This is a genomic window from Paenibacillus sp. FSL R7-0297 (genome assembly GCF_038009025.1).
Classification (GTDB): domain Bacteria; phylum Bacillota; class Bacilli; order Paenibacillales; family Paenibacillaceae; genus Paenibacillus_AQ.
Window position 1 is genome coordinate 468,627 of the sequence record NZ_JBBPAQ010000001.1, and the last position, 14,221, is coordinate 482,847.

At 50.2% G+C, this 14,221-nt stretch carries 12 protein-coding genes; 5 read left to right on the forward strand and 7 right to left on the reverse strand.

Annotated elements, in window-relative coordinates:
- Nucleotides 1–147: 147 nt before the first annotated feature.
- The gene (locus MKZ24_RS01995) at nt 148–2,595 is read right to left on the reverse strand and encodes a glycoside hydrolase family 31 protein (RefSeq protein ID WP_340781146.1); all 2,448 of its coding nucleotides are present in this window, start codon (nt 2,593–2,595) and stop codon (nt 148–150) included.
- Between the two features lie 225 nt (nt 2,596–2,820).
- On the opposite strand from MKZ24_RS01995, the gene MKZ24_RS02000 reads away from it, so the two are divergent.
- Complete coding sequence (locus tag MKZ24_RS02000) at nt 2,821–3,585, forward strand: TspO/MBR family protein (protein ID WP_042232188.1); 765 nt, start codon at nt 2,821–2,823, stop codon at nt 3,583–3,585.
- Nucleotides 3,586–3,766: 181 nt separating this feature from the next.
- Here MKZ24_RS02000 and MKZ24_RS02005 read toward each other — a convergent pair whose 3' ends face one another.
- The 6 genes from MKZ24_RS02005 to MKZ24_RS02030 form a co-directional block, all read right to left on the reverse strand.
- Entirely contained in the window at nt 3,767–4,147 is a 381-nt protein-coding gene (locus MKZ24_RS02005; protein WP_340781147.1) for a RidA family protein, read from the reverse strand.
- 108 nt (nt 4,148–4,255) lie between these two features.
- Nucleotides 4,256–4,918 (reverse strand): oxidoreductase, encoded by a 663-nt coding sequence (locus MKZ24_RS02010; RefSeq protein ID WP_042232186.1) that lies wholly within the window; start codon nt 4,916–4,918, stop codon nt 4,256–4,258.
- A gap of 29 nt (nt 4,919–4,947) precedes the next feature.
- The gene (locus MKZ24_RS02015) at nt 4,948–6,222 is read right to left on the reverse strand and encodes an MFS transporter (RefSeq protein ID WP_042232184.1); all 1,275 of its coding nucleotides are present in this window, start codon (nt 6,220–6,222) and stop codon (nt 4,948–4,950) included.
- 117 nt (nt 6,223–6,339) lie between these two features.
- Nucleotides 6,340–7,737 carry an ATP-binding protein gene (locus MKZ24_RS02020; protein WP_042232180.1) on the reverse strand — a complete coding sequence of 466 codons (1,398 nt, stop codon included), beginning with the start codon at nt 7,735–7,737 and terminating at the stop codon, nt 6,340–6,342.
- 126 nt (nt 7,738–7,863) lie between these two features.
- Nucleotides 7,864–8,130, reverse strand: coding sequence for a hypothetical protein (locus MKZ24_RS02025; RefSeq protein ID WP_042232178.1), 267 nt, complete (start codon nt 8,128–8,130; stop codon nt 7,864–7,866).
- Between the two features lie 56 nt (nt 8,131–8,186).
- On the reverse strand, nt 8,187–8,390 hold the full coding sequence (locus MKZ24_RS02030) for a CsbD family protein (protein ID WP_039309803.1): 204 nt from the start codon (nt 8,388–8,390) through the stop codon (nt 8,187–8,189).
- Between the two features lie 480 nt (nt 8,391–8,870).
- Between MKZ24_RS02030 and MKZ24_RS02035 the strand changes: the two genes are divergently transcribed.
- From MKZ24_RS02035 to MKZ24_RS02050, 4 genes are all read left to right on the forward strand, one after another.
- The gene (locus MKZ24_RS02035) at nt 8,871–9,785 is read left to right on the forward strand and encodes an FMN-binding protein (protein ID WP_340781148.1); all 915 of its coding nucleotides are present in this window, start codon (nt 8,871–8,873) and stop codon (nt 9,783–9,785) included.
- A gap of 49 nt (nt 9,786–9,834) precedes the next feature.
- Nucleotides 9,835–11,712, forward strand: a complete 1,878-nt coding sequence (locus MKZ24_RS02040) for an FAD-dependent oxidoreductase (RefSeq protein ID WP_042232174.1) — start codon at nt 9,835–9,837, stop codon at nt 11,710–11,712.
- A 233-nt stretch (nt 11,713–11,945) separates the two neighbouring features.
- Nucleotides 11,946–12,395 (forward strand): hypothetical protein, encoded by a 450-nt coding sequence (locus tag MKZ24_RS02045; protein ID WP_042232171.1) that lies wholly within the window; start codon nt 11,946–11,948, stop codon nt 12,393–12,395.
- An 18-nt stretch (nt 12,396–12,413) separates the two neighbouring features.
- Entirely contained in the window at nt 12,414–13,394 is a 981-nt protein-coding gene (locus tag MKZ24_RS02050; protein ID WP_042232169.1) for a polyprenyl synthetase family protein, read from the forward strand.
- The last annotated feature ends 827 nt before the right edge of the window (nt 13,395–14,221 follow it).

Here is a 14,221-nt window from a genome sequence, read left to right on the forward strand (position 1 = left end):
CGTCATCAGCCAGCAGGTGGAGATAATCCACTTATTCCGGTCCTTTGCATCGTCCGTGTCCGACAGAACTGATTTTTTCCAGGCAACACAAAGAACCGTCCGCCCCCTCTTTGCAAGGCGAAGCCGGCTCTTTATAAACTAAAGGGGTTACTTGTTCGCTTGAATCCGCAGCTCCCCGCCGTCGGCAGCATCCGTTACCTGTACAATAATCGCACCTTTCCTGCCGTTATAAACCCAGCCCGCTTTGCCTTCCTCCAGCTGTTCCAGGGTGATCTCCTCAAGTCCGTCCACCGCCGCCACGGTGAAGAACGGATAACAGAGCGCAAACCGCAGCATCTCCCGGCGCGGCTTATAATCATGCACGCCATATCCCCATTGCAGCACCAGGGCACCTTCGGTACCTGTAGCCTGCACGGCAAGCTCTGTATATTCCCCTTTACGGTAACCGAAGCTGTGCCCGTCATCCTCATACAGCTTGAATGCCGCCGAGAATCCTTGGGCAGCTTCCGCTCCGTACAGATGGAAGGTGACCGTCTCTTCCGTGTCCTCCAGCGCATACTGCTTCAGCGGACCTTCGGCCGTGAAGCTGCCTGCCTTCACATACATCGGCATAATATGCAGCGGCGCAGCAGCAAGAATATGACGGCCGCCTTCGTGAATCTTCCCGTCCCAATAGTCAATCCAGCAGCCTTCGGGCAGGTAGACCGAGCGGTGATCTGTATCCGGGCGGTAGACAGGGGCAATCAGCACATTCTCGCCAAGCAGGAACTGATCGCACAGATTGGTCACATGCGGGTCACGCGGATATTCAAGGATAAGCGGACGGATCACAGGCAGCCCGCACATCTCCGCCTCATGAAACAGATTGTATAAATGCGGCATCCAGCGGTACCTCAGTCCGATGAATTCGCGCAGAATCCCCTCCACTTCTTCCCCGAAGGACCAGGGCTCCTGACGCAGCGTTCCGATGGAGGAATGATTGCGGCAGTATGGGAAAAAGACGCCCATTTGCGTCCAGCGCACCAGCAGCTGTGCAGACGTATGATGGGCGAATCCGCCGATATCCGGCCCCGAGAACGCCAGCCCCGACAGCCCCATATTCAGCACCATCGGCATCGCCATCGCCATATGCTCCCAGAAGCTGCGGTTATCCCCGGTCCAGACGGCGGCATACCGCTGAATGCCCGCATACCCGGCACGGGTCAGCACAAAAGGACGCTCGCCCCCCATATGCTCGGCCAGTCCCTCATACGTTGCTTTTGACATCATCATCCCGTACAGATTGTGGTATTCCTCATGGGTAACGGGCCTGCCGTTGTTGAAATGCATCACATCGAGATCCATCGTCTTGGTCTCATTGAAGACCGCCGGCTCGTTCATATCATTCCAGATCCCCTGGATGCCCAGGTCCGTGTAATACTTGTGCAGGTCGCCCCACCACTCGGCGGTCCGGCTGTCGCTGAAATCGGGGAATGCGCTGATCCCCGGCCAGACCTCGCCGAAGAAGATATCGCCCTCCAGACGGCGGCAGAAATGCTTCTCCAGCACACCTTGCTTATACACCTCGTATTTGGGGTCTTTTTTGACACCGGGATCCACAATGGGCACGATCCGCACACCCAGTTCCCCGAGTTCTGAGATCATTCTCTGCGGGTCCGGGAAGTTGACGGGGTCAAAGGTGAATACGCGGTACTCGTCCATATAATGGATATCGAGATAAATGACATCACACGGAATATGCTTCTCACGGAAGGTCCGGGCAAGCTGTAGCACCTCCTGCTGGTTCATATAGCTGTAGCGTGACTGATGGTAGCCGATCGCCCATTTAGGCGGAAGCGCAATCCGGCCGGTGAGCGAGGTGTATCTTTTGACAACATCCTTCATCTCGGGCCCGTTAATGAAATAAATGTCATATTCCCCCGTAGAGCAGCCAATAGTAAAAGCAACGCCATGCGAACGCATGTCGAAATCACTCCGCCCCATATTGTCCAGAAATAATCCGTAGGTGAGATCGCCGTGCATGTGAATGAGCAGCGGAATAGACTCATAGAGCGCTTCAATCTCCGGCAGATGCGGGGCAAAAACATCGGTATTCCAGTTCGTATAACGCTCCCCGCGTTTATCGAGGAAGCTTGACTTCTCACCCAGTCCGTAAAAATGCGAATCCGGCTGCATATCATACTCCGCATGACTCGCACCGCGCGGGTTCCAGCTGGTCAGATTCTGCTGCATAATCACCGTGCCCGAGGTATTCTCCACACGGAGAAGAAACGATGTTTTCTCGATAATCAGCCGGATGGCACTTGTGGTGAAGATTAGCTGATCCTCTGTCTCATCCACAGGAAACAGATGCGGGATACAGCTCTCATTCATCACCGCCTCCGATGTGGTCAGGTCCGGAACCTCACCATGAAAGACTTTCATCCGGAACATATCATCGCTCAAAAAGATAAAGACAACCCCCGCGCATTCCCCCCGGCAGATATAAACATTCTCCGACCGTTCCCAGGAAACCACGCTTCCCGGAGTGTTCCAAGTCTCCTTCATTACGAGTGGTCCCATCTTCTCAGGGCGTATCGCCTCGCTGCTCTCCATGCCTTTTGTCCCCCTTCGGCTATTGCCTGCTTGATCTTCATCGTTCCCGTATTAGCTCTTCTTCTCTACATATTACCCCGAGCTTACGGAATGCTATCCGTTAAATTCATGACCTGTTGGTCATTTTTTTGCGGGAGATAGTCTTAATTGCTGTTAAAGCGGGTATATTCTATGTAGGCCAAGGATAGGCACATGCTAAATAACCTAATTTAGGGAGTGACAAGAATGAGAAGAAGCAATCCTTATAAGTGGTGGAATCTGCTGCTGTACCTCGGCATGATTGCCGTCAATACGCTGTCGGTGGCGCTGCCGCTTGGCGGGAACAGTACTGGAGAAATTTCAGACAGATATCATACTTACATTACACCGGCCGGCTACGCATTCTCCATCTGGTCTCTGATCTACCTCCTGCTCGCCGGGTTCATTATTTATCAGTTCCGCAGTGATACCGGAGGCAGAGATTCCGTGCAGCATATAGGCATCTGGTTCGTGCTCAGCTGTATATTTAATATGGGCTGGCTATTTCTCTGGCATTATTTGTACATTGAGCTGTCGCTGGTTGCCATGGTGCTTATGCTGGTTTCACTGATTGTAATCTACCGCCGTACCCGCAGCATCCCGGACCCTACCTCCGGCGAGAAATGGCTGGTTAGACTGCCCTTCAGCATTTATCTCGGCTGGATCTCTGTAGCTACCATCGTTAATGTCAGCATCGTGCTGGAGAAGAACAACTGGGACGGCTTCGGGCTAAGCGATTCACTCTGGGCTGTAATTATGCTCTGTGTAGGTGCAGTGCTGGCTGTTATTGTAAGCTTCCCTCACCGGGACAGCATTTATCCGCTCGTCTTCGTCTGGGCCTTCATTGCCATTGCTATTGAACAGAAGGATACAGATAATATTTTCTTCACCGGGCTGATTGCTGCAGGACTTCTGCTGCTCTACAGCATCTGGCTTCTGCTCACCCCGCCGCGTACCCGCAGCAGATATTGACGATATCGGTGAAAAGACATAAGGCTGCCCCGCTCCTGTATAGGGTCGGGACAGCCTTTATCATTGCCGGCTTACCGACCGATTTCATTATTCCACACTAATCCGCAGCAAAAATCCCACGCACCTGCAAAGAGGTACATGGGATTCAGCCCGGTATTTCGGGTTCTATCTTCAGTAAGGCTTATTTTTTGCGTGCTACCGCTTCGATCTCAACAAGTGCATCCTTCGGCAGACGCGCCACTTCGACTGCGCTGCGGGCCGGATAAGGCTCAGTAAAGAAAGTGGCGTATACTTCATTAACAGCTGCGAAATCATTCATATCCTTCAGATATACCGTTGTTTTGATTACATGCTCCATGGATGCCCCGGCCTCTTCAAGAATGGCCTTCACATTGCTAAGCGACTGGCGCGCTTGCTCTTGCACATTGTCCGCCAGTGCTGCCGTTTCCGGGTCCATACCAAGCTGGCCGGAGGTGTACACCCAGTTGCCGGCGGTGATTGCCTGGCTGTACGGTCCGATGGCCCCCGGGGCTTTGCTCGTTGCTACCTGCTTTTTACTCATGTCTCGCTCCTCCTGCTTGTTGTACGCAGCCTGCGGGCCGTTATGTACATATCATTTTATGTTTCATTGTAAGTCCTGAGGTCTGTTTATTGCAAACCTGCTGAAGATCTAATGCTTGCCGATCACATGAATCACATCATTGGTATAAATATGCACGCCGCCTGTATCGGCAAGGGCAATATTCCTCATCGCCCGCGCCACCTTGGCAGCGGGGATTGCCCGGTACTTCGCAGCTTGGCCGACCATAGCGAAATCCAACCCCCTCATGATTACGGAAGCGACACGTTCTCCCAGCCTGAATTCCTCACGTTCTCCCAGCAGCAGCGAAGGCCGGAACAGATGTAAGCCGTGGAATCCGGCAGCAATCAGCCCGTCCTCTGCCCGCCCCTTGGTCCGGCTGTAGAAGTTGCGCGATTTCGCGTTCGCTCCTATAGAGGACACTGCCAGGAACTGCTTCACACCATAGGCCTTGGCCAGAGCCGCAGCAGCAAGCGGATAGTCCAGATCCACCTTCTCGAATTGCTCCTGTGAACCTGCCTGCTTAATCGTAGTTCCCAGGCAGCAGAACACCGCGTATACTCCGGCGAACTGCTCCTTATATTGCTCCAGCTGTTCCCAATCGGTCTCAATCTGCTTGAGCCTCTTATGCTCCAATTGCAGCGGCCGGCGCACCAGTACGCGGACCTCGTCCCAATCCCCGTTCAGCAAATCCTCCGTCAGTGCCCTGCCTACCAGACCCGTGGCTCCCAATACTACCGCAATTCTTGTCACCCGGCTGCCTCCTTATTCAGAATATTCTTCTATTCATCCCGCAAAATACGCCGGCCCAGCAGCAGCGCCAACGTGATCATCAGCGTCCCTACCACAAGCTGCATTCCATACACCTGCGTCCATTCGGGCCAGTTCTTAATCCATTCGTAGATCCGGCCGCCCAGCAGCGGACCAAAAAATGCCGCGAGGCCGGTGAGCGCCGCATACATAGCCATATACATCGGCCGTTCCTTCTTCGGCGTATCCCCGATAATGAAATTGAAGGCCAGCTGGTTGAAGCCGCCTACGCCCATGCCAAATACAATATGCGCGGCAAACAGAACCGGTAGCATCGGCAGTACGGATAGCAGTCCCCACATCAGGGAGGAGAGCGCGATGATCGGCAGGGTCCAGAGCAGCAGCCTTTTGTTGCTGTATTTGGCGTTCAGGTTGCCCCATACATAGAAGCTCCCCATCATGAAGATCGTCTGCGATACATTGAGCAGTGACAGCTTCTCATAATTGATATGAAGCAGCTGAAGCATCACATAGGAATACAGCGGCACGGTCAGATTCTGCAGCAGCAGCCATGCGGACAGGAACAGGGTGGACTTCATAAACAGCTTATCGTGAAGCGGTTTTTTGAGCATCGGCAGAAAATCTTTTTCTTCTGACTTCTCAAACGGCACATCCGGATAGAAGAAGAAAACAACAATATTCGAGATTGAGAAAATCCATACGACAATATACAGAATTAGAAACCCGTGTCCACCCGGATAACGGTCCAGAATAATGCCGCCCCCGTACATTACCAGGCTTCCCAGTGCATTCAGAAACGTATTCCGGATGCCGAAATACCGGCCTCTGACCCGTGCCGGAACCAGGTCGCTGATGACAGAACTCCACAGCACACCGCCTGCCGTATTAGCAATGAATGCTATGGTATACATTACTATGAAAGCAGTAACCCAATACTCTTGCGGAAAAATAAACGGCACAAGACCGGTGGATCCCCAGAGCAGTCTGTGCAGGCCGATAAAAGTAACCATAGCCCATTTGCGGCTTGGCAGCTTCTGGATCAGGAAGGCTACGCCAATCTGCGCTACGTTCACCAGTGTGGTAAGTGCCAGGACGAATCCGATCTGACTGGAGCTCGCCCCCAAATATAACAGAAAGCCTGTCAGGAACTGCCCCTGCAGCAGCACCTGGAATATTGTGGATGGTATCCCCTCAAAAGTAGCGATCTGCAGATTCTTGCGGTGTATCGAGGCCTTGCGTACTTCCTTGGAGCGGTTCCGCAGCGGCCGGTTTCTCATGATGTTCATGGGGTGATAACACTCCTTTGATGCGGCTTTTGCTTCATTCTACTCCGCATCAATCTCCTGTCAATACACCGAAATCACAAATAAAGTTGGAGCCCGGAATCTACCCATACTCTAGGGTTATAGCGGCAAATACAGGGAGAACAAGCTTCCCTGTCCCTCGCGGCTGTGCAGGGTAATGAACCCGCCAAGCAGTCTGGCCAGATCATTGCTGATCGACAAGCCAAGCCCCGTGCCGCCATACTTACGGCTGATATTTGAATCCGCCTGCTCGAACGCTTCAAAGATCAGATCATGCTTCTCCGGGGGAATGCCAATCCCGGTATCCTGCACCTCAAAGGCGACCCATTTCCGCGAGGAGAGCCCCTCTTGCCGTTCCACTACGCGGACATTCACCGATACACCGCCCGTCATAGTGAACTTGAAGGCATTTGAGAGCAGATTGCGGAGAATTTGCTGCACCCGCTGGGGATCCGTATAGATAACCCCCGGCATGTCTGCATCCAGTGAAATATCGAAGGCCAGCTGTTTCTGTTTGGCTACCACACTGAATTGCTGAAGAAGCAGATCAGGGATCTCACTGACATTGAAGTCTTCATTAATAATATCCAGTTTTCCGGCTTCTACCTTGGACAAGTCCAGAACATCATTAATAAGTGAGAGAAGATCTTCACCCGAGCGGTGAATAATCCCTCCATATTCTGACAGCTCTTCTACACTCAGTTCATCTTCGCTTTCTTCAATTAGCTGGGACAGGTTAATGATACTGTTAAGCGGTGTTCTCAGCTCATGGGACATATTGGCCAGGAACTCCGACTTGAACTGCGAGGCAAGCATCAGCTGCTTGGCCCTCTCCTCCAGCACGATTTTATTCTTATGAAGCTCCTCCGTCTGCTCTGACAAAAGCTCATTGGCTCTAACGATCTGTCCGGTGCGCATCAGATCCAGCTGGAAGTCGCGGATAATCAGCGCAAACAGCACACTGAGAGCAAAGCCCGCCGGGAACGTGACCGGCAGGATATCCGTTATGTATTCCTGCGCAGGGATGACCCCAAATACCGTAATATTCAGCGCATTCACAACATTTACCACCAGGACAGCAATTAGTCCCTTTTGGATCACAGAGGCAGAAGAACGCTGCATCCAGAGGCTCAGGCCGGCGCAGACGAAGCCCAGGATAGATAAATTCAGCACGCCTACCACAGCTGCTTCGGTAACCCCAAAGGTCAACCGCGTAAGCCCGGTGCCGACTCCAATTATGATCAGGACCAGAGGCTGGGGATATGCCAGCGTAGAAATAATAAGCGGCACAAACCGCAGGTCAAAGATCACATGCTCGTCCAGTCTATATCCGAAAATTGTACTTACCCAACCGGCGAAGATCGCAAGCAGGACCCAGCTTACTTTCTTCACAGGTTCTGAAGCATAGGTCACAGTATGTTTGTATATTAAGTTTGCCAGATAAGACAATGTAATCAGCAAAGCGGTATTTACAAAAAATATTTTTACATATTCCATAGCCTCACTCCTGCAGCAAAAAATGATATAACAACGATTATTATTTATACTATCATAGAGGAGTGAAATCATGAAGCCACATTGCTATTGCATATGTATAGCCTGTCCGCAGAAGAAGAGCGCAAATCAGATACGATTTGCGCTCTTCTTCTGCGGTGTGAACCAGGGCATCCTTGCCTTCCAGCGCCTTTTGGGTACGGAGGCTCCGCCTTTGCCGCCAAGTTCTATAAAAGATGCCTCATTCAGATCAGCTTCGGCCGGTGTCCACATCTCTGCTTCCGGCAGTATATAGTACCGGGGGTGATAGGTGCTGATAGTATCTCCTTGCTGAGTCAGCACCCGGTTAGCATGAATCTCAATAATCCGGCCTGTAACGACCAGGGAATCATTCATACACATCCGCCTCTCCCTGCATTTGTGGTGATCTGATCTGAGGCCATATTCTTCGTTTATCTGCGGATCGACTGCTCCCAGTTGCGGTATTCCGCCTCTGCATCATCCTTGGAATGGCCGTAACGCTCCTGCAGCTTACCTACCAGTTTATCTTTTTCGCCGTCTATTACATCGAGGTCATCATCCGTCAGTTGGCCCCACTGCTTCTTGGCTTCACCTTTGATCTGCAACCATTTACCTTTCAGCACATTATTGTCCATTACAAACTCATCTCCTTAGCTGTCGGTTATTGTTGGCATAAGCTATGATTCTCAGTGAATTATTACCCGTCGGCCCTTTGTGTGAATCCAAAACTACGGGAAAAGCCCCATAATAGAACTGCAGCGCAAACCGCAAAGAAAGTCATAGTTTGTCACATAATAGTCTTTTAATAAGCTGTTCATATATTTTAAAATTTGATATACTTCAGAAGTAAAATTATTATCGTTTAAGTGATTATTTTCACATGAGTATTTCCCAGCTTGTGCTAGAATGCCATCGAACAAGAAACGAGATAATTAAATTTTTTCTTATTACCTGCCGATATATGTCGTATGCCTGCTACAAAAAGGGACCTTAGACCGATTCCAAAGTGACAAATGTCATTTATAAAGTGATTTTTATCACTTCCATTTACTATTAAAATGTTTTACATTTTAATATATATATTTTAAACTATTTTCTTTGGAGGTCATATCAAAATGAAAAAAGCTTCTGTAATCTTGTCGAGCGCTCTGGTACTTGGCACATTGCTAGCCGGTTGTGGCAACAACAATGCGGGCAATGCTGCTGCAACAAATGTACCTGCTGCGACTACTGCTCCTGCAACTGAAGCAACTACTGCTCCTGCTGCTGATGCCGGAACCGAAACAGGCAAATACCAGGACGGAACCTACTACGGAACAGTTGATGTCGATGCAGAGACTGGTTGGCAGACTTTTGTTCTGCTCACTGTAGAAGGCGGCAAAATCACCAAGGCTGACTGGAATGCTTTCAATACCAAAACAGCGGGTGATCTGAAGAAAAAAGTATCCGAAGACGGTAACTATGGTTTGGTAAAAATTGGAGGCGCTCAATCCGAATGGCACGAGCAAGCTGCCCTTACTGAAGCTTACCTGATTGAAAAACAAGATCCGGCAGCACTCGCTTTTGATGCTGAAGGACATACTGACGCTGTATCCGGCGTATCTGTACATGTTAGTGACTTCGTAGGCGCTGCTCAAGCTGCTCTTACTGCTGGTCCAGTACAAGTGGGTCCTTACAAAGACGGCGGTTACAAGGCTGAAGGCGAAATGGATGCTGAATCCGGCTGGAAATCCACTGTAGCTCTATCCGTTGCTGGCGGTAACGTTGTAGCTGTTAATTTCAGCGGCGTGAATGCTGCAGGCGATGATAAGAAACAATATTCGGTAGACGGCAAATACGGCATGAAAGCCGGCGGCGCTTCAGCTGAATGGCATGAAGAGATCGCACTTGCTGAGAAATACTTCCTTGAAAATAAAGGCGCAGCTCCTACCCTGGATGCTGAAGGCAAAACCGATGCAATTTCCGGCGTATCTATCCACGTTGGCGAATATTTCACACTGGCACAAAAAGCACTTGAAGGCGCGAAATAATTATTCGCTATCCTTTTGCAGCTAATCAGATGAATGAGGTGAGTTTCTCTTGAAGAAAATAGTCATTTTGGGCGGCGGCTACGGCGGCGTACTCACGGCTAAGAAACTGGCAAAGAAGTTTAAGAACGACAAAGATGTAGAAATCAAACTGATCGACCGAAATCCATACCACACTCTCTTGACTGAGCTGCATGAGGTTTCTGCGAATCGCGCACCTGAGGATTCGATCAAAATCGACTTGAAGAAAATCTTTGCCGGCCTGAAAGTGGATGTTGTTCTCGACGAAATCAGCAACATTGATTTCAAGAACAAGAAGCTGAAGTCCGACAAAGCTACCTATGCTTATGATTACCTGGTAATCGGCACAGGAAGCAAACCAACCTTCTTCGGAATTCCCGGAGCTGAAGAGAATACCTTCTCCTTCTGGTCTTATGACGATGCAGTTGCCCTGAAGCGTCAAATCCGCGACATGTACACCAAAGCTGCGAAGGAAAAGAATGCGGCAGTACGCCGTTCCATGCTGACCTTCGTAATCATCGGTGCCGGCTTCACTGGCGTCGAGCTGGTTGGTGAAATGGCTGAGCAACGTGAAGAACTGTGTAAGGAATTCTTCATTGATCCTTCCGAAGTAAGATTGATTGTAGCTGATATGGCTCCGAAGATTCTGCCTATCCTTCCAGAGAAGCTGATTCAGAAAGCCGAAGCCCGCCTGCGTAAGATGAACGTAGAAATTGTTACCGGCGCCAAAATCACCGAAGTAGGCACAGGTTCTGTAGCCCTCGGTGAGAAAAACATCGTGGATGCTCAGACCATCGTCTGGACTGCCGGTGTTGAAGGCTCCGAAATCGTTGGCAGTCTTGATGTTCAGCAGCAAGGCCGCAAACGTATCGTTACGAATGAACACCTTGAAAGTGTTGACCATAAGAACGTATACGTTGTAGGGGATAACATCTTCTTCATCCCTGAAGGCGAAGAACGTCCAGTTCCACAAATGGTTGAGAATGCTGAACAAGCTGCACCTATTATCGCAGGCAATATTACTGCCGATATCAAGGGCACGCCTAAAAAGGCTTACAAACCAGGATTCCATGGCACCATGGTTTCGATCGGCAGCCGCTACGGTGTAGCGAACGTTGGTCTTCCGGGCAAATTCTTCATGCTGACCGGCTTCATGGCTATGCTGTCCAAACATTTCATCAATATGTTCTACCTGTCCCAGGTTGTAGGTTTCAACAAAGTATGGACTTACATGATGCACGAGTTCTTCCACGTTGAGAACCGCAAGAGCTTTGTCGGCGGATACTTCTCCAAGCGCTCGCCGAACTTCTGGCTCGTTCCGCTCCGTATGCTTTTGGGTGGTATGTGGCTATATGAAGGTATAGAGAAGATCAGAAAAATCTGGGTTGATCCCAATAAGATTTTCCTGATTCCTGCAGCTCCTTATGCAGACGCTACTTCTGCAGCCAGCGTGGCTGTGGATGCCGTTAAAGACACCGTAGATGCCCAATCTGCAGCTTCCGCAGTATCCACTGCCAAAGAAGCAGTATCGGCTTTGCCGGTTCCAGGTTTCATCTACGATATTTCTAACTGGTTCATGGATCTTATGTTCTACAACCCGGACGGTTCTTACACCTTCCTGGCTAAATGGTTCCAAATCGGCATGGTTTGTGCCGAAATCGTCTTCGGTGTTATGCTTATCGTTGGTTTGTTCACAGCTATTTCTGCCCTGGCTACTATAGGTATGGCGGTTATGATCTGGACCACCAAGATGGCAGCTACAGAAATGCTCTGGTACGTTGCGGCAGCTATTGCCTGCATCGGCGGATCCGGCAGCGTGTTCGGCCTGGATTACTATGTTCTTCCTTGGCTCAAGAAGCAGTGGAAGAGAATCCCGCTCGTCCGGCGCTGGTATCTGTTTACCGACTGACGCTTTGGGTAAGTTTTTTCTGAGCACCGCTTAATTATAGCACCGACTTATGTGCATTCTATGTTGCTGCATGAATATGATGTTCTTAAGAGTAATGTGTCCCTTGGACACATTACTCTCCTTGTTTATCAAGGTGAAAGCCCATATCTGCATAAAAATGTACAGAATGGTTTTGTAGGGATAATCAGGGCTGTGGTTTCTTCCGGCAAAACCGACAAGAAGGAGAGAATCCTGTGAACAAAAAACTCATTGAAGATACATTCCGGATGCTTCAGGCTGAAATGTCAAAGGTCGCCGGAATTCAGTTGTATCTCTCTCCGGCAGAATGCGAGCAGTTGCTCTCGGTACTGGAACGCCATGATCTGGAATATGACCGCAAAGTCCATTTGCTAGGTATTTATACCATTCTTACCGTGGCTGCACAGCGCCATATGGAATGTGTCCCACATCATCCTGACCTGACCCGTAGCATTTTGGATGGAGATTACCTATACAGCTTTTACCTGCAGTTTGCAGTGAAATGCCGAGAGCTGGATCTGGTTGCATATTTGGCTCCCTCAATCAAAAAAATGCAAATTGGACGGTCAAATGGAGATTTCACGGAACAGGATCCGGCCCAGGGGTTTGATGAATTCCTCATTCAGGAGCGCAGACAGCGAAGCCGCACAAGCAAAGCCATTTGACAGGTGGGAACACAAAAGATGAAGCTGCACGAAGCTTTGCATATTGATCTGAATGAAATTAACCGCGAAATTAAGAATTTGGTGACCCGCGATAAGGATGTTCCCAAAAAGTCGCTGCTGGCGCAGAGTATTCTTGAACTGACCGGCTCTGGCGGCAAACGGCTACGTCCGCTGATGGTCATAGTCGGCAGCCGGTTCGGACGCACTCCGGCCGGACGCAGAACCCTGCAATTATCCGCAGCCGCTGAATTCATCCACGCCGCCTCATTGATTCATGATGATATTATTGACGACGCCGAACTGCGGCGGGGCGAGCCTGCGCTGCATACCAAGACCGGCATCTTATCTGCTGTGCATATCGGCAATTATATGTCCGCCCGCGTCATTGAGCTGCTAAGCAAGTACTCGGGTGATAAGAACCGTTACGTTCACGATCTGTCTTCTGTGGCCACTGCCCAGTTATGTCTGGGGGAATACCAGCAAATGGAGCATGCCTTTGATTACAATCTGACACTGGAGCAATACCTGGAGAAGTCCCGTAACAAAACAGCGCTGCTGATGGCTACCTGCCTGCGGGTAGGTGCACTATCCACAGAAAGCACCGAAGAAGTCTCCGATCTTCTCTATAATTTCGGCGAAGCGCTGGGCATGTCATTCCAGATTCAGGATGATATCCTAGACTTCACGCAATCTGCGGATGTGCTTGGCAAGCCCGCTGGCAGCGACCTGCGCCATGGCCAGGTTACCTTGCCTGTACTCTTCGCCCTGCAGGACCCTGAGCTTGCTCCTGTGATCCGCCGGATTGGCCCCTCTTCTTCTTCCGAAGAGATTGCGCATGTCTTGGAGCTGATCACAGCCAGCGACGCTCTGGCCCGCACAGAAGCTGTCAGCCAGGACTACCTGTCCCAGGCTGCAGCGATCGTGCAGCAGCTCTCCAGCTTCCCGGCGCATGCCGATCTGGAAATCCTGCTGCAGTATTTTGCTGGACGCGACCGGTGAACCGGAACTGTTGTCCGTGCAGCAGGATAACCTCTGAACACCGCATGAATTACTAAGTAAAACGGGCCCTTTAGGGCTCGTTTTTTTTGCTTTATGCCCCCCCCCGCCTTTATCCCAGCGATTTTTTTGATAATCCTGCACAGAATACAACATTCCCCTCATAAACTCGGTCCTAAACCAAAATTGTTGTACAAACTGCAGCATTCCTTCTTCTCCAAGCCTCTTAACGGAACAATTGTTGTATTTCATACAACAATCCGTCCAAACACCCTACTATTGATGAATCAGAGTTGTAATACGTACAACATTATACTCGCACAGAGTTACTCAGGTACTTTATAGAGACCTAAACTATACAAGAACCCCATAGGTACGATTCATTCGTGTTTTTTGATGGATTCTACTGTACGCCGTGCAACAGAACTAGTTAAGTGGGGCGTTAATTTTACCGGTTTGATGTTGCTAATCAAGCGAACGCAGCAAAGCGAACGTGAGCGTGTTTAGCTTAGTGGCTTTTTTGGTTTGCTTTTGTGGGTTGTCCCTTGGGGGTTATTCTTGGGGGTTTCTCTTGGCGGTTTCTCTTGGGGGTGTCTCTTGAGGTTGTCCCTTGGGGGGGTGTCTTACGGAGGCAAAAAGAAAAGCGCGAAGCCAAGCTTGTCGCGCTCTTTGCTGCCCACCCTTGCTGGGTAGCTTGTTGTCTTTTTGAAGTTAATCTTGCCTGGGGAGAGGTTAGGACGGAACGGAGAGGAATTTTGGAACTGGAGAAGCGTCAGCGTTCGCCTTTAACTTCGGATTCCTACCGCAAACAGCGGTTCAAATCAGGGAAT